The sequence below is a fragment of the Nonomuraea sp. NPDC049714 genome (genome assembly GCF_044465295.1).
In the GTDB taxonomy this organism is placed as follows: Bacteria; Actinomycetota; Actinomycetes; order Streptosporangiales; family Streptosporangiaceae; genus Nonomuraea.
This window is the reverse complement of the sequence record NZ_JBITLM010000023.1, coordinates 1-18,515: the sequence shown is the minus strand read 5'-3', so window position 1 is coordinate 18,515 and position 18,515 is coordinate 1. Positions and strand designations below refer to the sequence as shown.

Annotated in this window: 16 protein-coding genes and 1 pseudogene; 9 read left to right on the top strand and 8 right to left on the bottom strand. The window is 65.1% G+C overall.

What is annotated here, in order from left to right; translation table 11 throughout:
* Positions 1 to 4 precede the first annotated feature (4 nt).
* Genes ACIBQX_RS48375 through ACIBQX_RS48365 form a run of 3 tightly spaced genes read right to left on the bottom strand, consistent with a single transcriptional unit; the run spans position 5 to position 2,774 of the window.
* Positions 5 to 847 (bottom strand): carbohydrate ABC transporter permease, encoded by an 843-nt coding sequence (locus ACIBQX_RS48375; RefSeq protein ID WP_397017177.1) that lies wholly within the window; start codon positions 845 to 847, stop codon positions 5 to 7.
* Positions 844 to 1,773: a carbohydrate ABC transporter permease gene (locus tag ACIBQX_RS48370; protein ID WP_397017175.1), complete on the bottom strand. Its 930-nt coding sequence runs from the start codon at positions 1,771 to 1,773 to the stop codon at positions 844 to 846. The genes ACIBQX_RS48375 and ACIBQX_RS48370 overlap by 4 nt, the downstream gene beginning before the upstream one ends.
* A complete protein-coding gene (locus ACIBQX_RS48365; protein ID WP_397017173.1) occupies positions 1,770 to 2,774 on the bottom strand; it encodes a LacI family DNA-binding transcriptional regulator in 1,005 nt (334 codons plus the stop codon). Before ACIBQX_RS48365 ends, ACIBQX_RS48370 begins: the two co-directional genes overlap by 4 nt.
* Positions 2,775 to 2,926: 152 nt before the next feature.
* On the opposite strand from ACIBQX_RS48365, the gene ACIBQX_RS48360 reads away from it, so the two are divergent.
* Together ACIBQX_RS48360 and ACIBQX_RS48355 are read left to right on the top strand one after the other, a co-directional pair.
* Positions 2,927 to 4,378 (top strand): extracellular solute-binding protein, encoded by a 1,452-nt coding sequence (locus ACIBQX_RS48360; protein ID WP_397017171.1) that lies wholly within the window; start codon positions 2,927 to 2,929, stop codon positions 4,376 to 4,378.
* Positions 4,379 to 4,387: 9 nt separating this feature from the next.
* Positions 4,388 to 5,854, top strand: a complete 1,467-nt coding sequence (locus ACIBQX_RS48355; protein ID WP_397017169.1) for a sulfatase-like hydrolase/transferase — start codon at positions 4,388 to 4,390, stop codon at positions 5,852 to 5,854.
* Between the two features lie 407 nt (positions 5,855 to 6,261).
* On the opposite strand, the gene ACIBQX_RS48350 is transcribed toward ACIBQX_RS48355, so the two are convergent.
* On the bottom strand, positions 6,262 to 6,624 hold the full coding sequence (locus ACIBQX_RS48350) for a hypothetical protein (protein ID WP_397017167.1): 363 nt from the start codon (positions 6,622 to 6,624) through the stop codon (positions 6,262 to 6,264).
* Between the two features lie 287 nt (positions 6,625 to 6,911).
* Here ACIBQX_RS48350 and ACIBQX_RS48345 point away from each other — a divergent pair, with 287 nt between their 5' ends.
* From ACIBQX_RS48345 to ACIBQX_RS48335, 3 genes are all read left to right on the top strand, one after another.
* Positions 6,912 to 7,859: a LysR family transcriptional regulator gene (locus ACIBQX_RS48345; protein ID WP_397017165.1), complete on the top strand. Its 948-nt coding sequence runs from the start codon at positions 6,912 to 6,914 to the stop codon at positions 7,857 to 7,859.
* 204 nt (positions 7,860 to 8,063) lie between these two features.
* Positions 8,064 to 9,137, top strand: coding sequence for an integrase core domain-containing protein (locus tag ACIBQX_RS48340; RefSeq protein ID WP_397017163.1), 1,074 nt, complete (start codon positions 8,064 to 8,066; stop codon positions 9,135 to 9,137).
* A 342-nt stretch (positions 9,138 to 9,479) separates the two neighbouring features.
* Positions 9,480 to 9,743, top strand: a complete 264-nt coding sequence (locus ACIBQX_RS48335; protein ID WP_397017161.1) for a transposase — start codon at positions 9,480 to 9,482, stop codon at positions 9,741 to 9,743.
* 65 nt (positions 9,744 to 9,808) lie between these two features.
* Here the strand turns inward: ACIBQX_RS48335 and ACIBQX_RS48330 are convergent, their stop codons facing one another.
* Positions 9,809 to 10,909 (bottom strand): IS110 family transposase, encoded by a 1,101-nt coding sequence (locus ACIBQX_RS48330; protein ID WP_397017159.1) that lies wholly within the window; start codon positions 10,907 to 10,909, stop codon positions 9,809 to 9,811.
* Positions 10,910 to 11,177: 268 nt separating this feature from the next.
* Between ACIBQX_RS48330 and ACIBQX_RS48325 the strand changes: the two genes are divergently transcribed.
* Together ACIBQX_RS48325 and ACIBQX_RS48320 are read left to right on the top strand one after the other, a co-directional pair.
* Positions 11,178 to 12,095, top strand: a complete 918-nt coding sequence (locus ACIBQX_RS48325) for an IS3 family transposase (protein WP_397017158.1) — start codon at positions 11,178 to 11,180, stop codon at positions 12,093 to 12,095.
* A gap of 263 nt (positions 12,096 to 12,358) precedes the next feature.
* A complete protein-coding gene (locus ACIBQX_RS48320; RefSeq protein ID WP_397017156.1) occupies positions 12,359 to 13,132 on the top strand; it encodes a transposase family protein in 774 nt (257 codons plus the stop codon).
* Positions 13,133 to 13,181: 49 nt separating this feature from the next.
* Here the strand turns inward: ACIBQX_RS48320 and ACIBQX_RS48315 are convergent, their stop codons facing one another.
* A complete protein-coding gene (locus ACIBQX_RS48315) occupies positions 13,182 to 13,838 on the bottom strand; it encodes a hypothetical protein (RefSeq protein ID WP_397017154.1) in 657 nt (218 codons plus the stop codon).
* A 174-nt stretch (positions 13,839 to 14,012) separates the two neighbouring features.
* Between ACIBQX_RS48315 and ACIBQX_RS48310 the strand changes: the two genes are divergently transcribed.
* The gene (locus ACIBQX_RS48310) at positions 14,013 to 15,086 is read left to right on the top strand and encodes an integrase core domain-containing protein (protein WP_397017152.1); all 1,074 of its coding nucleotides are present in this window, start codon (positions 14,013 to 14,015) and stop codon (positions 15,084 to 15,086) included.
* 201 nt (positions 15,087 to 15,287) lie between these two features.
* Here the strand turns inward: ACIBQX_RS48310 and ACIBQX_RS48305 are convergent, their stop codons facing one another.
* Positions 15,288 to 15,938, bottom strand: a complete 651-nt coding sequence (locus tag ACIBQX_RS48305; protein ID WP_397017150.1) for a hypothetical protein — start codon at positions 15,936 to 15,938, stop codon at positions 15,288 to 15,290.
* Positions 15,939 to 17,073: 1,135 nt separating this feature from the next.
* Between ACIBQX_RS48305 and ACIBQX_RS48300 the strand changes: the two genes are divergently transcribed.
* Positions 17,074 to 17,985 (top strand): hypothetical protein, encoded by a 912-nt coding sequence (locus ACIBQX_RS48300; protein WP_397017148.1) that lies wholly within the window; start codon positions 17,074 to 17,076, stop codon positions 17,983 to 17,985.
* 445 nt (positions 17,986 to 18,430) lie between these two features.
* Here the strand turns inward: ACIBQX_RS48300 and ACIBQX_RS48295 are convergent.
* Positions 18,431 to 18,515 (bottom strand): annotated as a pseudogene (locus ACIBQX_RS48295) (IS5/IS1182 family transposase); the annotation flags it as partial.

Genomic DNA, 18,515 nt, shown 5'->3' with positions numbered 1-18,515 from the left:
TAGATCAGGATTTGACGGCACCGGCGATGCCCTCGATGAAGTACCGCTGCAGCACGATGAACAGCACGACGACCGGCAGCAGCGAGATCGTCGCCGCGGCGGCCATGCCCGACCAATCCGTGGTGTTCTCACCGACGAACGCCAGCATGCCGACGCTGACGGTGCGCAGGTCGGGCCGCGAGAACGTGAAGACCAGCGGCAGGAAGAACGCGTTCCAGGTGGACAGGAAGGTCAGCACGGTGACCGTGGCGGTCACTGGCTTGGCCAGTGGCAGCATGACGCGGAAGAAGATGGTGGCGAAGCCGGCGCCGTCGATGAGCGCGGCCTCGGTCAGCTCCTTGGGGATGCCGCGGAAGTAGCCGAAATAGAGCAGGATGGCCGCCACGTTCGCGGCGCCCGACATCGCCAGTACGATGCCGGTCAGCGAGTTGAGCAGGCCGAGCTTCTGGGACAGGTCGACCAGCGGGATGATGGTGTACCCGGCCGGGACGAACAGCGTGGCCACCAGGACGCCCATGATGATCTTGCGGCCGCGGAACTCGTGACGCGCGAGGACGTACCCGGTCATGGCGCATCTGGCCACCACGACCACCACCGTGCACACTGTGACGATCACGGTGTTGAGCAGGTATGTGCCGAACTCCGCCTCGACCCACGCGCGCTCGTAGTTGGCCCACTCCGGTGCGTCCGGCAGCAGGTCGAGCCCCTTGGTGAACACCTCGGCCGACGTCTTGAACGACGCCGAGACCATCCATAGGAACGGGTAGATCCAGATCAGGCAGCCGATGGCGAGCGCGGCAGCGGCCAGCCACCAGGGCAGCCGGCGCAGGATCGTGGCCGCGTTCACGCCATCCCCTTGGTCCGGCGGGTGGCGCGCACCGCGAGCAGTTGCAACATGCCGACGAGGCACACGAACAGGCCGAACAGCACGGCGGCCGCGGACGCGTACCCGAGTCGGGGGACCGTCGCGGCGAAGGCCAACCGGTAGATGTACACCTCGATCACCTCGGTCGAGTAGAACGGGCCGCCGTTCGTCATGGTCAGGACGAGGTCGAAGACCTGCAGCGACGCCTCGATCGAGAGCAGGGTAATGATCACCAGGAAGGGCTTGAGCAGCGGCATGGTGATGTGGCGGAGCGTGGCCAGGGCGCCGGCGCCGTCGAGTCGGGCCGCCTCGTACACCTCGTTCGGCACCGTCTGCAGCGCGGCCAGCCAGTAGACCAGCGTGATGCCGAACCATTTCCAGACGTACACGCCGATCGTCGTGCCGAGCGCCGTCGAGGACTGCCCGAGGAAGTCGATGCCGTCCGGCGCCAGCCCGACCTCGCGCAGCGCGAGGTTCACGGGGCCGCTGGCCGGGTCGAAGACGAACTGCATGACCACGCCGACGATCGCCGTGGTGGTGACCACCGGCAGGAACAGGGCGGTCCTGAACAACTTGCGCAGCGGCATGCGCGGCGAGTTGAGCACGATCGCGATCAGCAGGGTGGCCAGCACCTGGATCGGCACCGCGACGAGCATGAACGCCAGCGTCAGCCGAAACGAGTTCCAGAACATCGGGTCGGCCAGGACCTCTTGGTAGTTGGCCAGGCCGATGAACGATGGGCTCGCGTCGAACCCGTTCCAGTCGGTGAGGGAGTACACGTAGCTGCCGACGATCGGGTAGACCGTGAACGCGCCGTACAGGAGCACGGTCGGGGTCAGGAACAGCCAGACGTAGCGGGTGGTGCGGTCGCGGCGCCGGCGCGCCGGGGAGGGGAGTGCGACCGTCATCCGCGCGCGCCCGTGGTGCTTTCATCGACCATCAGCCGCCACGGCGCCTCAAGCTGTACGGGGGCGCTGTCGTCGCCTTCGACGCGCTCCAGCAGGCGCCGCACGGCCAGCTCGGCGATCTTCTCCTTGTCGGGCACGATGGTGGTCAGCGGCGGGGTGGCGAACCGGCCCTCCTCGATGCCGTCGAACCCGGCCACGGCGATGTCCTGCGGCACCCGCAGACCTCGCGCCAGGATCGCCCGCATCGCGCCGAGCGCCAGCAGGTCGTTGTAACAGAACACCGCGTCCGGCGGTTCCGGCAGGTCGAGCAGCCGCTCCATCGCGAGCCGGCCGTCCTGGCGCTGGTAGCGCAGCACCGGCGCGGTGAGCTCGGTACGCAGGGGCAGCCCCGCCTCCTCCAGCGCCTGCCGGTATCCGGCCGACCGGTGCGCCGCGGTGTTGCCCACCGGCCGGTCCACCAGGCCGATGGCGGCGATCCGCGTCCGGCCCAGGGAGGCCAGGTGCGCGGTGGCGCTCCTGGCGGCGGCGGTGTCGTCGATGGCGACGTGGTCCACGCCCTTTACCTGCACCTCGCCCAGCGTCACCGCCGGGCACTCGCCCGCCCAGTCACGCAGCTCGTCGGGGGTCAGGCCGAGCGGGCTGAAGATGAATCCGTCGAAGAGGGCTGAGCGGTCCCGCCGCATGACGATCTGCCGCTCCCGTTCCGCCGCCCCCTCGGTGCGGTCGATCAGCACCGTGTAGCCGCGCTCCTCCGCCTGGTCCACCACGTGGGCGGCCAGCTCGGTGAAGTACGGCACGTCCAGCGGCAGCACGAGGGCCAGCAGGTTGGAGCGCCCCAGGTTGAGGCTGCGCGCCGCGACGTTGGGCCGGTAGCCGAGCTCGTCCAGGGCCTGCTGGACCTGGGCGCGGGTCTCCTCGGACACGTATGCGAAGTTGTTGACGACGTTGGACACGGTCCGTACGGAGACTCCCGCCAGCCGTGCCACATCTCTTTGGGTCACCAAGGTCGTTCACCTTCGGGTCGGAAGCCGGCGACATTTCAGTAGTGAAGAGTCTTGCCGCGCGGCATGCCGCGTGGCAAGAATGAATTTGCCACGCGGCAACATTTTTTTCACGACACGATCACGGGCCGCGCGGTTGAAAGGCAGGACCGATGACCGCGATGACTCGGCGAGGGTTCCTCGCCGCGGCGGGTGCCCTGACGGCCATGGCCGCGACCAGTGCGTGCGGTGGGGGTGGCGGTGCTGGTGGTGGCAACTCGCTGACCTGGTGGGACCACCAGAACCAGCTCCAGTCGGCGAAGAAGGAAATCTTCGCCCAGTTCGCCAAGAGCCCCGGCGGCGCCCCCGTCCAGTACACGTACTACAACCCCGCGAAGTTGGGCCAGGCACTGCAACTGGCCAAACAGAGCGATCAGCTCCCCGACCTGCGCAGCAACGCCGGGCTCACGCTGCCCGCCGCGGCGCTCGTCGCCGCCGGATGGTCGCAGCCGCTGGAGCTCAGCGCCGAGGCGAAGGCCCGGGTCCAGGACTCGCTCATCGAGGGCCTGCACCTGTTCGACGGCAAGATCTACGCCTTCCCCATCTTCAGCCACCAGACCTACTCCGCGGTGACGTGGTTCAACAAGGAGTTGGTCGCGCGTGCCGGGCAGGATCCGGAGGCGCCGCCGAAGACGTACGACGAGTTCCGGGCCGCGGCGCGCGCGGTGCAGAGCAAGGGCGACGGCCAGACGTACGGCTGGGTGTGGAACATCGGCATGCCGATACGGCTGGCCGAGCAGGTCAACGACCTGGCGCAGGCGGCCGGGTTCGCCGGGGCCGGCGGCGTCCGCTACGGCAACGGCGAATTCGCCTTCCACTCCGACGAGTACCTCAACGTGATCGAGTTCCTGGTCTCGCTGAGCCGGGACAAGGTGCTGGTGCCCGGGGCGAACTCCTGGCTGGACGATGTGGCCCGGGCCCGGTGGACGGCCGGGATCGCGGCGTACTACTTCGACGGCCCCTGGTGCCCCGGCGTGGCGCTGAAGGCGACGCCCGGCTTCGCGGACAAGCTCGGCGTGGGACCGATCCTGACGCCGGAGGCCGGTACCGAAGTGGCCACCTACCATGTGCCGCAGCCCGGGGACTACTGGTTGTCCTCGACGAGCAAGAACGCCGCGCTGGCGAGCAAGCTGCTGAGCGAGCACTTCACCACGGAGGAGTACTCGCGCCGGGTCGCCGACACCATGTCGCAGCCGCCGCGCGACATCTCCGTCGTCGACCAGTCCCAGGCGCACCCCGCCTACAAGAAGCTGATCGGCTGGTTCAAGGAGAGCGTCTTTCTGGCCCCCGAGCCGATCGCCGGCAACAAGGACCTCCAGCAGGTGCAGATCGCCACCAAACCGGTCACCCCCACCCTCGGGGACATCGTCCAGGGCGCGCTCACCGGCGACGTCACCGACGTGCGCGCGGCGCTGACCAAGCTGTCCAGCGACAGCGCCAGGCAGCGCGACGCGGCGATCGCGGCGGCCAAGGGCAAGGGCGCGCAGGTCAGCCTGGACGACTACGCCTTCCCCAACTGGAAGCCGCGGACGGACTACACCAAACCGATGTACGCCGAGCGCTGACGGAGCACCGTGAACCGACCCAACATCGTGCTGATCATGACCGATCAGCAGCGGGCCGACTGGACGGCCGCGAGCGGCTTCCCCCTGGACACCATGCCCTTCCTCGACGAGCTGATGGGCGGCGGGACGCGGTTCCAGCGGGCGTACACCACCTCGCCGCTGTGCGTGCCCGCCCGGATCAGCCTGCTCACCGGGCGCTACCCGTCCGCGCACCGCGTCCGGCAGAACAGCGCCGCCCAGCACGTGCTGCGCGGGGCCGACCTGGTGGACGTGCTTCGCGCCGCCGGGTACGCGCTGCACCTGGCGGGCAAGACGCACTTCCACCGCGAGCGGGCCGACTTCGACACGTTCGCGGCACCGTACTGGCATGATCGCGGCCCGGACGGCGCGGCGACGCCCGAGCAGGCCCGTTTCGAGCGGTGGCTGACCGAGATGGACCACTCGGTCGGGCACGAGCCGACGCCGTTCCCGGTGGAGAGCCAGTTCCCGTACCGGATCGTGGACGGCGCGATCGACGCCATCGATCGGACCCCCGCCGACCGGTCGTTCTTCACCTGGTTGTCGTTTCCCGAACCGCACAACCCGTACCAGGTGCCGGAGCCGTACTTCAGCCTGTTCGACCCCGAAGAGGTGCCGGAACGGCTCGCAGGCCCCGAAGGCGCCGCGCGCAAGGGCGGCACGTACGCCTGGCTGCGCGAGCTGATCGAGGAGAAACGGCCCGGCTACGACGCCGAGTGGCGGCGCTACCGCGCCAACTACTGCGGCATGCTGCGGCTCATCGACGACCAGCTCCGCCGGTTCTTCACCCACCTGCGTGAGACCGGGCGGGACACGGACACGCTGGTGTTCTTCGTCGCCGACCACGGCGACTACGTCGGCGACTACGGCCTGCAGCGCAAGGGCGCCGGCATGCCCGAGTGCCTGATGCGCATCCCGTTCGCCATGGCCGGGCCGGGCGTACGGCCTTCGGTCAACCGCACTGACTTCGTCTCGCTCGCCGATCTGTTACCGACGATCTGCGACGCCCTCGCCGCCGAGATCCCGCCCGGCGTCCAGGGCCGCAGCCTGTGGCCCCTGCTCACCGGCGCTCAGTACCCGGCCGAGGAGTTCGCCACCGGGTACGGCGAACGCGGGTTCGGCGGGCTGTCCTACGGCGTCGACGAGCGCCCTCCGCTGCACTTCCCGTACGAAGGCCGCACCTTCGACGAGCTCAACACCGTCACTCAGGCCGGCACGACGGTGATGCTCCGGCGCGAGCGCTGGAAGCTGCTCCTGGACGAGCGCGGCGCCGGCGAGCTCTACGACCTGGAGGCCGACCCGGCGGAGCTGGACAACCGGTACGACGATCCGGCGCTCGCCGAGATCCGCGCCACCCTCACGACCGACCTCGCCCGCTGGATGATCCGCGTCCGGGACGACCTGCCGGAGGCGGCGTACTCCCTCAAACGCGCACCACACAACTGGGGCTGCCGGTAAGAATCGCGCCACGCGGCCCAAACGAGCACCGTGTGGCGCGATTCTTACTAGTGGGCCGTCTCCTGCGGGAAGCCCTGCCGCCAGGCCGCGTACCGCGCCCGCGACCGTGCCGCCCGTACCCTGCAGGATCTCGCCCACCTGCAGCGCCGCCTGACCGCCGACGTCGCCGCGTGCGGTCAGAGCCCGGAACCGGCCCGCCAGATTGGCCGCTGTGGGGCGAACGCGACCCGCCAGCATCCGCTCCGGAAGGGCACGGCGACGCTGGCCGGCGAGGGTGGCCTTCTGCTCGACCACCATGGCGATGCCGCCGACGATGTGGTCGGTGAGGAAGACCAGCATGCTGATGGGCTGCCAGGTCGACTCCTGATCGGCCATGAGGGCATGCCCTTCGCGGTGAACTGCCGGGCTCAGACCTTGATGCGATCGCTTTTGCCGACAACGGTCTTCACCTGCTCCTGATCCAGAGCAAATGGAAAGATAGGGGAACCGCGGGCTTCGGCATCGACGATGCTCGCGCGTTCTGGGACGGGCTTACCTCGATCGACCAGCAGAGGTTCGAGCGGTTCAATGAGCGGTTCGAAACCCACGCCGAGCAGGTCAAGGCCGTCCTTACCGACCCACGCGGCCGAATCACCCTTGTCGTCGTGCTGATGAGTGAGGGGACGCTTTCCGCTGCGGTGCTGGAACGGTTCGACGCCCCTTGTGGCCGAGACTCCAGGCCTTCCGCTCCACTCGGTCGCAGTACGGCGCTTCGCTTTCCGTAGACGCATTGTCCGCGGAACGGTTTCGCGACATGCACGACGGCAGAACCTTCAGGTGCGGCCACTTGCTCCGTGGGTGCGGCCAGCAGCTGAGCATCAAGGTCTACGACGACAGGGTCGCGCATTTCGCGCATCGAGCAGGTACGCGCCTGACCTCCTCCAGGTCCTGTGAACTGCGGCGGGGTCGTTTCGCACGCTAACCCTGCCTCGGAGCGGTGACGTGGATCAACGTAGAATCCGCGCACGTCCGCGATAACACGACAGTTATCGGCCCTCTCCGACCGAAGGGAATGCAGGTGGAGCTGCGGGACATCGAGATCTTCCTGACTCTGGCCGAGGAACTGCACTTCGGCCGCACCGCTGCCCGGCTGCACGTCTCCCAGGCCCGCATCAGCCAGGCGATCAGCCAGCAGAAACGCCGCCTCGGCGCCCCGCTGTTCGACCGCTCCAACCGCCGCCGTATCAGCCTGACCCCCCTCGGCCGCCAACTCCGAGACGACCTGCGCCCGGTCTACGCTGGTCTACGCGACAGCCTGGAACGGGCCCGCCTGGCCGCTCGCGGCATCACCGCTGTGCTCCGTGTCGGCATGCTGTCCAGCAACGCCCATGACCTGCGTCCCTACTGGGATGTCTTCCGCGCCCGCCATCCCTGGTGGAAGCTGCAGGTTCAGCAGGCGTCCTTCGTGGACCCGTTCACCGTGCTGCGCCGCGGCGAGGTCGATGTCCTGGTCTGCTGGCTGCCGATTGAGGAACCCGATCTCACCGTCGGCCCGATCCTGTTCGCTGAGCCGCGGGTGCTGGCGGTCGCGGCCGATCACGGGCTTGCCCGACGCACGTCGGTCTCGCTGGAGGTACTCGGCGATTTCCAGCACTCCGATGTCGAATCGAGGCCGGACTACTGGGCTGACAGCTTCGTCCCGCCCCATACCCGCGCGGGCCGTCTGATCGAACGCGGCCCCTTTGGTGCGCAACTCCGAGGAGATCCTCACCTTGATCAGCCTGGGGGAGATCGTCAACCTCTTCCCCGCCCACATGACTCGGTATTGGGTGCGACCCGACATCGTCTACTTGCCGGTTCGCGACATGGACGCTCTGCCGTTCGCGCTGGTCTGGCGCAGCGGAGCCGAAACCGACCTCATCCGCGCACTCGCGCAGGCCGTCCGCGACCTCGGCTCCCACCCCGCCAGCCCGTGACCCGGTACCACGAACCTGTACCGCTTCATAACTCATCGCGTGGTGCTTGATCTGCGGGTTTGACCAGCGAGGGCGGTAGGGCAAGATCGGGGCTTGTGTCGGTTCGTCTGCTGTATCTGACCTTGATTCGGGTGTTTGGCTGGCTGGTGTTGCTGGGACGTGGACAGGCGTGTGGGGTGCGGAAACTCAGCCGTAGTGGTTGACCTGGGGGTTCGTGGCTCGAGCATGATGAGGGCTCGGGCATCCTGCTGACGGTGTCGTGGTCCTTGCTTTACCTCATCGTTGGGCGTGTCTTTCAGTTCCTGGTCCTGCTGGGTCGCGGTGATCGGGCCAAGGCGGCCGAGATCGTGGTGCTTCGTCATCAGGTCGCCGTGCTGCGCCGTCAGGTGAACCGGCCCGATCTCCAGCCGGCGGATCGGGTCGTGCTCGCGGCGCTGTCTCGGCTGCTTCCCCGCTCGTCGTGGGATGTCTTCTTCGTCACCCCGGCGACGTTGCTGCGCTGGCACCGCGCCCTGATGACGCGCCGGTGGACCTACCCTTCCCCACGCCCGGGCCGTCCCTCCACCCGCGCGGACATCCGGGAGGCGGTGTTGCGCCTGGCCCGGGAGAATCCCACATGGGGCTACCAGCGCATCAGCGGCGAACTGGCCGGCGTCGGCCTTCGGGTACCGCCCAGCACCGTACGCGACATCCTCAAAAGAGCCGGGCTCAGCCCGGCTCCACGCCGCACCGGCCCGAGCTGGAGTCAGTTCCTCAAAGCGCAGGCGGAGGGTATCTGGGCGTGCGATCTGTTCCACGTCGACACCGTCTTCCTCAAGCGGCTCTACGTTCTGTTCTTCATCGAGCACGCCACCCGGGCGCTCCACGTCGCCGGCGTCACGGCGCATCCGACCGGAGCCTGGGTGGCTCAGCAGGCCCGCAATCTGGTCATGAACCTGGGGGATCGGGCCGAGGGCGTCAGATTCCTGATTCGCGACCGCGACGCGAAATTCACCGCGGTCTTCGACGAGGTGTTCACCTCACTCGGCACCCGCATGATCAAAACACCAGTTCGCGCCCCGCAGGCCAACGCGATAGCCGAGCGTTGGGTCGGCACTGTTCGAAGGGAATGCACCGACCGGCTGCTGATCTACGATAAAGGCCATCTCCGCAGAGTCCTGCGAGCATACCAACGGCATTACAACCGGTACCGTCCCCATCGCTCACGAGGCCGTCGGCCACCTCAACCACCACATGCCCTTGCTCCGCCCGAAGACCTCGATCAGGTCCGCCTGCAACGCCGACAGATACTCGACGGCCTGATCAACCAGTACCAGCGGGCCGCATAGACGTAGTGGAGATAACCGCAGGTCAGAGGCCGCATCCGGGTTTCCGCACCCCACAAGGTCAGGCGGGGTATGGAGTGGTAGGGCGCCCGGGGCTCGAACCCGGAACCTACGGATTAAAAGTCGCAGTTCTCAATGCCGACCACTATCGCATCGTGTCTAATTGTGTTGCGATGTCATGCGTTGTCCGCGCTCGAAATGTCCAAGAATGCCGCCCGGTGTTATGCCGTATCAGGTGCCGACGAGCATCCAACGAGCAACCATGGGCTGAATGGCATCCCTTGACCATTCTCACTTTTGGCCTTCCCCCCGTAGCGTGGAGACCGAACCGGATGAGGTTTGGTCGTGGCAGCAGTCACGCGGCGGCGCTTTGATCCGGAGTTCCGGGCGGGCGCGGTGCGTATCGTGAAGGAGACCGGTAAGCCCGTGGCCCAGGTGGCGCGGGATCTGGGGATCAGCCCGTACACGCTGCACAATTGGGTGCAGATGGACCGGTTGGACGAGCAGTACAACGGCAACGGGGGCAAGGCGCTGGAGGAGTCCGAGCAGGAGGAGTTGGCCCGGCTACGGCGGGAAAAAGGCCGAGCTGGTCAAGCAGCACGCGCGTGAGAAGGCGGCGTGGGAGAAGGAACGCGCCGAGCTGGAAGACGAGCGTGATGACGCCCCTATGCTTGTCAAGCCGCAGCGGCCGAGATATCCGCAGGTGAGAGTGCTTCGTTGATGATGGGGAAGACTTCGCGGGCGACGTAGCGCTTGAGGCAGCGGATGATCTCTTTCTTGGATTTGCCCTCGGTGGTGCGGCGTTCGGCGTAGGCGCGAGTGCGCGCATCGCGGCCGAGGCGGGTCACGACGATCGTGTAGAGGGCGCTGTTGCTGCGCCGGTCGCCGCCGCGGTTGAGCCGGTGCCGGACGGTCTTGCCGGAAGATGCCTCGATCGGGTTGACGCCGCATAGGGCGGCGAATGCGGCTTCGCTGCCGAGCCGGTCGGGGTTGTCGCCGGCGGTGATGAGCAGTGCGGCGGCGGTGTCCGGCCCGATCCCGTACTGCTGGAGCAGTTTCGGCGCGCGTGCGGTGATGATCGCCACTAGCGTTCGCTCATGCGCGCGGGCCTCTTCGGTCATGGCCAGGATGCGGCGGGCGAGCATGCGCAGCACCGTGCGGGCCGTGTCGTCGATGGTGTGGTGCTCGGTGGTGGGCAGGTCTGCGCAGGTGCGGATGAGGGTGGCCGGGCCCAGAGCGGCCATCGTGTCGCGCAGTGTTGGGTCGGCTCGCATCAGGACGGCCCGCAGCTGGTTGATGGCCTGGGTCCGGGCCTTGATCGCCGAGTCTCGGGCGACTTTGAGCATGCGGATCATCTCGACGGCGCCGTCGCCGGTCTTGGCGATGGCGGTGGCCTGCTGTGACAGCACCGCTCGCGCGGCGTTCTCGGCGTCGACGGCGTCGGTCTTGCCGCGCCGTCGCCGCCGGGCCCGATCGGGCCGGTTGACCTCCAGGACCTGCAGGTCATGGCGGCGGAGGTAGCGGTTGAGCGCGGTGCCGTGCGAGCTGGTGCCCTCGACCCCCGCCCGCCGCAGTCGGCCGTGTCCGCGCGCCCAGTCCAGCAGTGCCGCATAGCCGGCGGCGGTGGCCGGGAACGCCTGGGTGCCGAGGAGCACGCCCATGACGGTGATCACTGCCGCGACGTGCATGTCGGCGTGGGTGTCCACGCCGAGCACGATCTCCTCGTGAACATCGGCCTTGGCAGGGACGGTGTGGTCGTCGGCGGAGTGGGTCACGGATCTCCTCACAGGCACGGGACGTGGTGGTCACCGGCCGGGCGAGGAGGTCAGGACTGTGATGATGCATATGGCGAGGCCCCTATGGGGACACATCCGCGCCTGGTCCGGCGGCACTGCCCGGGCCAGGGCGACAGGTCATCACCAAGGCACAGTGGCCAGTCTCAAACTGGGTCAGACCCTGGCGTGGCGGGCGGTGCCTCTTCAGTCTCACAGTCCTCAAGCGTTCCGTGGTCTTGTGGGTCAAAGAGGCGATGGGCCGGTAAGCGTGGCGGCCTTCATCAGCTCCCAGAAGACCGAGCACAACATTGACCACATCACCTCCTGCCGGGCGCTGGGCGTGTCCCAGTCCTGGTACTACAAGTGGAAGAACCGCATCGGCGTCGACGCGCCGACCGCCCGCCAGCGCCGGCGGGCCGATTTGGATGCGCAGATCATTCGTTCGTTCGAGGCATCGGGCGGCACCTACGGTTCGCCTCGCGTCACCCATGACTTGCACGAGGCGGGCTGGCGGGTGTCGGAGAATACGGTGGCGGTGCGAATGGCCGAGCTCGGCCTGGCCGGCCGGGTGCACCGCAAACCGCGCTCACTGACCCGGCAGGGCAGGCGGCCCGCCGCACCGGACCTGGTGCGCCGGAAGTTCACCGCGGTCGCGCCGGACGTGCTGTGGTGCGGCGACGTAACGCAGATCGGCACCGATGAGGGCAAGTTGTACCTGGCCACGGTTGAGGACCTGTTCTCGCGCCGGCTGCTCGGCTACGCCATGTCCGAGCACCACGATGCGGCGCTGACCTGCGCCTCGCTGCAGATGGCGGCGGCCACCCGCAGCGGCGACATCGACGGAGTGATCTTCCACTCCGACCGCGGCTCGGAATACACTGCCGCCCGCCACCAGGAGCTATGCCGGCGCCTGGGCGTCGTGCAGTCCATGGGCCGGGTCGGCTGCGCGCTCGACAACGCCGCCGCGGAGGCGTTCAACAGCAGCCTCAAGGTCGAGTACGTGCATCGCCACCGGATCCGCACCCGCGCCGAAGCCCGCCTGAAGATCGCCACCTGGATCGCCGACTTCTACAACACCACCCGGCGGCACAGCGCCAACGACGGCCTGCCGCCCATCACATTCGAACGTCACATGATCGAAAAGAGACAAGCCTCATCGGCCCTGCTCAGAGCCGCTGTGGCATAGAACCGTCTCCACGTTTCCGGGGGATTGACACTTTAGATTCACGTGGCCAGTTGGGATGGCTTGATCCATAACCGGTGGATCCGGATGTCAACGGCGACCGAAATCTGCATCAGGCACACATTTACTGATCCGTTTTCATCCCCCTGTGGCGGGCTGCTGATCACAGCATGATCGCAAGGTCGATATTCACCTGATGACATAGCGAAACCCCTGGTAGACGGGTTGATCACCACAATCACATCCGTCACAACCAGGGGCCTCGGATGCTGTTCTATCGTGCTGCCGTCGATTTGTCGCGCTCAACCCTGAACTACGTCGCCGGCCTCATTCGCCGGCATCGCAGGGTCATCGGCTCCACCTGGCGGCTGCTCAACCCGGGACAGCAAGCCCTGCTCGTGCTGGTCTACCTGCGCAAGGGAGAGACGTTCTCCGAACTCGGAGCCGGATTCGGGGTCTCCACAACCACGGCGTGGCGGTATATGGAGGAAACCGTGATGCTGCTGTCGGCACGCTCGCCCAAGCTCGGACAGACGCTGCGCCAGGCGCGCAAAGCCGGGCTGCACTACCTGGTGCTGGACGGCACGCTGATCCACATCGACCGGGTCGCCGCCGACCGGCCGTACTTCTCCGGCAAGCACCGCGTGCACGGCATGAACATCCAGGTCATCGCCACACCTGACGGAACGATCCTGTGGACCTCGGGCGCACTACCGGGCAAGACCCACGACCTCAGCGCCGCCCGCATCTGGGGCATCCTGCGCGCCCTGGAACAGGCCGGGATCATCACCCTGGCCGACAAGGCCTACCAAGGAGCCGAAGGGCCGGTCCGCACCCCGTACAAGGGCAAGAACAAACCCGAGTCCCAGAAGCGAGCCAACCGCTCCCACGCCAGGCTCCGCGGCCCCGGCGAGCGCGCGAATGCCCAGCTGAAGAGCTGGAAGATCCTTCGAAAGCTACGGTGCTGCCCTTCCAAGGCCGGCCACCTGTGCAAGGCCATCGCCGTCCTGCAGAATCACCGCGTTGCGCAGGCGGCGTAAGAATGAAAAGCGTTCACTGCAGCCATTACGCCTTGGCTATTTGTCGCATTTATGTGACCGAATAGGTGAGTCTGTAATGGCAGCCGTTGCCTTCGAAAATCGCTTGCATCACTCCCAAGCCTTTCTGGGATTCTCGGGCTGTGTGCGTTCCGAGGCTATCGTCCGGATCAATGGGTTCGGTATCTTCGTCGACCAATTCGATGCTCATGGAGTCCTGGTCAAAAGAGAAGCTCCTGGTGATGGGAACCATCTGGTGTGGTCCAATCTGGGATGCGCCCGAGTCCGGCCATGCGCGCCAGCCGTTTACCTTGATGTAAACTTCGTCTTCACCGCTGTCCTCCGTGCGGGAGCACGCGAGTTGGATCAGATTAAGCTGGGTCATGACCGAGATCCCTTCTTGAGATGCTTGTTTCGGGTCAACTGAACGACGATTCGCCACACTGGCGATATAAGGGTCTAGGTAATGATGCAGGACCGCGCGTCCCGGACCGCTCGCCCACGCGACCAGTGGTTCGATCTCTCTGCCTAGGTGCCCGACATGCATTATGATCACGCTCTGCGAGACATGACTATCGGACGGGCTCGAGTAAGAAGTAATCGCCGCTTGGCCATCGCAGCCATGTGCAGGCACTCCCTTGACCAGAAGAAGGATCGACGCCGACGGCTTTATGGCGAATTCAGACCAAGGTGCCGTCGGGCTTTCCACCCTCAATCCGAGTGATCCAAGCGCGCGAACTGCCGAGCACTGACCTTGGGTAGAGACGGAGGTCCTTTGGAGTGCAATGCCTGGGCGCCGTGTGGGGTGCGGAAACTCAGCCGGTGAGGTTGACCTGAGGGTTCGTGGTTCGAGCATGGTGGGGTCTCGGGCATCCTGCTGACGGTGTCGTGGTCCTTCCTCTACCTCATCCTCGGGCGTGTCTTTCAGCTTCTGGTCCTGCTGGGCCGCGGTGATCGGGCCAAGACGGCCGAGATCGTGGTGCTTCGCCATCAGGTCGCCGTGCTACGCCGTCAAGTGAACCGGCCTAATCTCCAGCCGGTGGATCGGGTCGTCCTCGCGGCCTTGTCGCGGTTGCTTCCCCGCTCGTCGTGGAACGTCTTCTTCGTTACCCCCGCGACGTTGCTGCGCTGGCACCGCGCGCTGGTGACGCGCCGGTGGACCTACCCCTCCAAACGGTCGGGTCGTCCCTCTACCCGCGCAGAGGTCCGGGAGGCGGTGTTGCGCCTGGCCCAGGAGAATCCTTCAAGGGGCTATCAGCGCATCAGCGGAGAGCTGACCGGCATCGGCCTTCGGGTACCGCCCAGCACCGTACGCGACATCCTCAAAAAGGCCGGTCTCGGTCCGGCACCACGTCGCACCGGCCCGAGCTGGGGCCAGTTCCTCAAAGCGCAGGCCGAGGGCATCTGGGCGTGCGATCTGTTCCACGTCGACACCGTCTTCCTCAAACGGCTCTACGTTCTGTTCTTCATCGAGCACGCCACCCGCGTGGTCCACATCGCGGGCATCACGGCGCATCCGACCGGAATCTGGGTCGCTCAACAAGCCCGCAACCTGGTCATGAACCAGGGAGCGCGGGCCGAGGGCATCAGATTCCTCATTCGCGACCGCGACGCCAAATTCACCGCGGTCTTCGACGAGGTGTTCACCTCACTCGGCGCCCGAGTCATCAAAACACCAGTTCGCGCACCGCAGGCCAACGCGATAGCCGAGCGCTGGGTCGGCACCATCCGAAGAGAATGCACCGACCGGATGCTGATCTACGACGAAGGCCATCTCCGCCGAGTCCTGCAGGCATACGAACGGCATTACAACCGCCACCGTCCCCATCGCTCACGAGACCGTCGACCACCTCAACCACCACATACCCCTGCTCCACCCGGAGATCCCGATCAGGTCCGCCTGCAACGCCGGCAGGTACTCGACGGCCTGATCAACCAGTACCAGCGGGCCGCATAGACGAGGCGGATAACCGCAGACCAGAGGCCGCACCCGGGTTTTCGCACCCCACACCATATTAGTGGACTGAAAGATCAGTCGCGCGCCGTCCGGGGCCGCGATGAATGCCCCGACAAGGGCGATGATGACTCCGACCCACTTGTTCATGTGGGTCAGGATGATCAACTCAGGTGAGATATCCGGATTGTCCATAAGGCAAGGCTAGTGATCGCTCAGTCTAGGAGCGCTGTCGATCAGGCGCCGGTCCTTCCGGGCTATCGCGGCGATCGCGATGGTGACACCAAGCCCGGCGAATGGCCATAGCCAGGGCAAGTACCAGCCCGGCCAGCTGGCGAGGAATTCAGGGACATTACCGAAGAGGACACCGATGGCGATGGGGAACATCCCTCTCGTATCGATCTTGACTGCTTCGCGTTCCTGTTGGTCGATCAGTGCTCTAACCTGGTCGATCTCTCCGCGAAGCTCTCCCTTCAACTGGTGGAGGGCCGCGTCTCTAGTCGTCTGTTCTGCAGCAACGGCGTCCATAGTCTGGTTCAGTCGCACTTCGACGTCTTCGATGTAGGCCCGCAACATAGCTACCTGCTGATCCACACGGGCATCTTCAGGCCAGTTATGTCCACCAGACTTTCGGACGCTGAGGCTGCCGCTGGCGTTGGCCTCGTAGGCTGTGCCGATCGCAACGACCCTCGTCTTCTTGGGTAACACCTTCCGGGCCTGCCTCTTGACCCACTTCCAGGATCCTCCGAACAGAGACTGGGCTGCATCAGGTGCAGCGATGAACGCGCCGATGATCGTTATGACCACACCGACCCACTTGATCACCCAGACCAGAATCTCTGTCGCCTCGCTCATAGCTGGTCACGTTACTGGCACTTCTAGCCAGGTGCGCATGACGAGGGCCAAGCCCTATGGGAACACTCGCAGGGTCGTGTCCAGTGCCGTACCTGCGGTTACGCAGCTGTTCCCGTGCGGACGCACGCACCCCTCCCGCAGGATCTCGCCGTCGCCGTCGGCCCACCCGTCAGGGGAGCGGGGCAAGGGCCGGAGGTGAAGGTGGAGCTCCCGACTGGAAGAACAACCTTCACCTCCGGCCCTTGGTCTGCTCGGCTTGTCCTGGGGCGATGGCGACGGGAAGCGCCGGCCCACCTCAGCCACTGACTGCGTTGGGCTTGTCGAGATCATCTCGGAGCCTGAGGCCCCGGCCGGAGGCGTCTTTGACTAGGACAAAGGATGCCGCTGGTGCCATGACGAGGCCAGGTTGCGTGAAATAGGGACGGCCTACCTTCGCCTCCGACTCCCCATATTCCCCGCCCATTGGGCACGCAACGGACATGCAACGATGCTGTCGAGGCGGCAGGTGCCGGGGCGAGATGGCGAAGATTCACTCCGGACCGCAAGGCATTACCAGCGCCTTCGATGCAACCGGTCTTGCAACTGCCGGGCCGGAAGATGTCTGGGAAGGCTGGACTCACAGGTATTCCCTCTTGGAAACCAAGACGATCATGTCTACAGGCAGACGCACCACAGTGTCTTGATCACTTGCCTAGTAGCTTTCGGCTCCTCACTGCCCACTCCATCAGGCAGGTCAAGGTGCCTGATGAGACCGGGCGAGGACCCAAGCCGCTCCAGCACGCGCGGATGATCGCGCGATGGCGGCTGGCCATGGGGCCCGCACGATCGACAACCATTTTACGGTCATATCATCTTCGCAGGGATTTATAGCGACCAATCGAGGCGTAGCGTTGGAAGTGGCGATGAGACGGCCCTCAGAATGGGTCAAGACTCCGCTATGCCTAGGCTTGGCGAGCTTAACGCACCGCCTCGGGTTTTTGTTTGGCTCCTGGAGCGAACGGTCGACATCAGACAAGAATGCCACCTTGGAAAACTCCATGCGCAAGCGACCCACGGATTGCGGCGCACCCTACTAAGGTGCGGCCAGATACACCAGATAGGTGTAGCGCAATCTGACTAGCAGGTCGGAGCGAAAATGACCAGCAGAATATTTTCTTTCCTGCGCGACAATTACGACTGGGCCTCTACGGCATTTCTCGTGGTCTTTGTGGCGATAATAAAAATATTCGGCTGGGCGAGTGATGATGTAGTTACGGCTGCCGTTCTACTCGCCTTGGGTGGCATTCTGGTCGTCTTGGCGCGTAACCGATCGATCGTCGAAGGCCTTGGGGTAGCCCTGGCCAGCCTTAGAGAAGCGACAACAAGCCTATCTGCAAGAGTAGATAAGGCAAATAACAGTCAGATAATAGCCGAGGCTGCCAACGTTGGCCTGGAGCGCATATTGCCTCACACGTCGAACTACGATTGGGGGGCAGAGATAGGGTCCTCTACCGAAGTTGTTATTCTGCGCATCAGGCTGGAGTTGGACGAGTGTCTACACCTTTTGGAAGATTTCAATAAAGTGCTTGCGCGACCAGGGAAGATTACCATAGTAATCCACGACCCTCGGGCTCCGGCAATGCAACTGCAATATAGAGAAGAAGTAGGCGAAAGGGCGGGTTGGGCTGGAAGGATAAAAGATCTCGCCAACGAGGTCGTTATGCTTCACGATTGGGAAAGAGGACTTATGGAAGAGCAGAGAAAGAGACTTACGATCAAGCTTGCCCAGCATTATCCGGTTCAGGCATACATTAAGGCCGACGAGCGAATCTATACTTACTCGTATTCGTATCGTCATCGCGGCTTCCGTGGACCGGCCTTTCAGTTCGGAGATACCTCAACTAAACCCTATCAATTTCTGGATAGCTGCATGAGGACTATAGTTGACTCCGCCGTCCTGCTGACGGATTATGAGGTGGAGGATATCATCAGAAAAGATAGCGATGGTGCTTTCGAGGACCAATTTATCAGAGAGTATAATCTGTGTTTCCCGCCGAGACGCGCTTAGCTCTGGAATATGATGAAGAACTGAGACTGTCTGCCATGGCGGATGACATTACTGAATACGCTGATTTTCAGGATTATCGCGTTGTCGGCGGTCTCTCTGAAACTCGCAGACGGCGCAGTCTTCTTAGGCGGAACGCATTTGGCGCACTTGCGGTCACCTGGAGGCCAGAAGGCGGCCCGAGCACGGCCGTGCGCGAGAACGGCCTTCAGGCCGCACGCGCAGCGTGCGGCCAAGCGCAGGGCCGCGCCGGCGGCGCGGAGCGCCGCCCTTGATCCTCACAAGAACGATTCAGCAGCCATCGCATACGCCTGCCATTGAGCAGGGAACTGGTTGGGTAGACGTTGGCCAGGGCCGACCCAGCTCCCGTCCATCAGTTCTAAGCCCTCACAGACTGCTTCGTGAGCACGAGAGCCGAACGGCACACCAGAGTGACACTGAGCACTTTTCATCCTGAGTAGCGGCCTTCTTCGATGAGTTGCAGGACGAGGATGGCCTGCACGATCGTGGTGGCACGGTGCGGGCAACAGCGC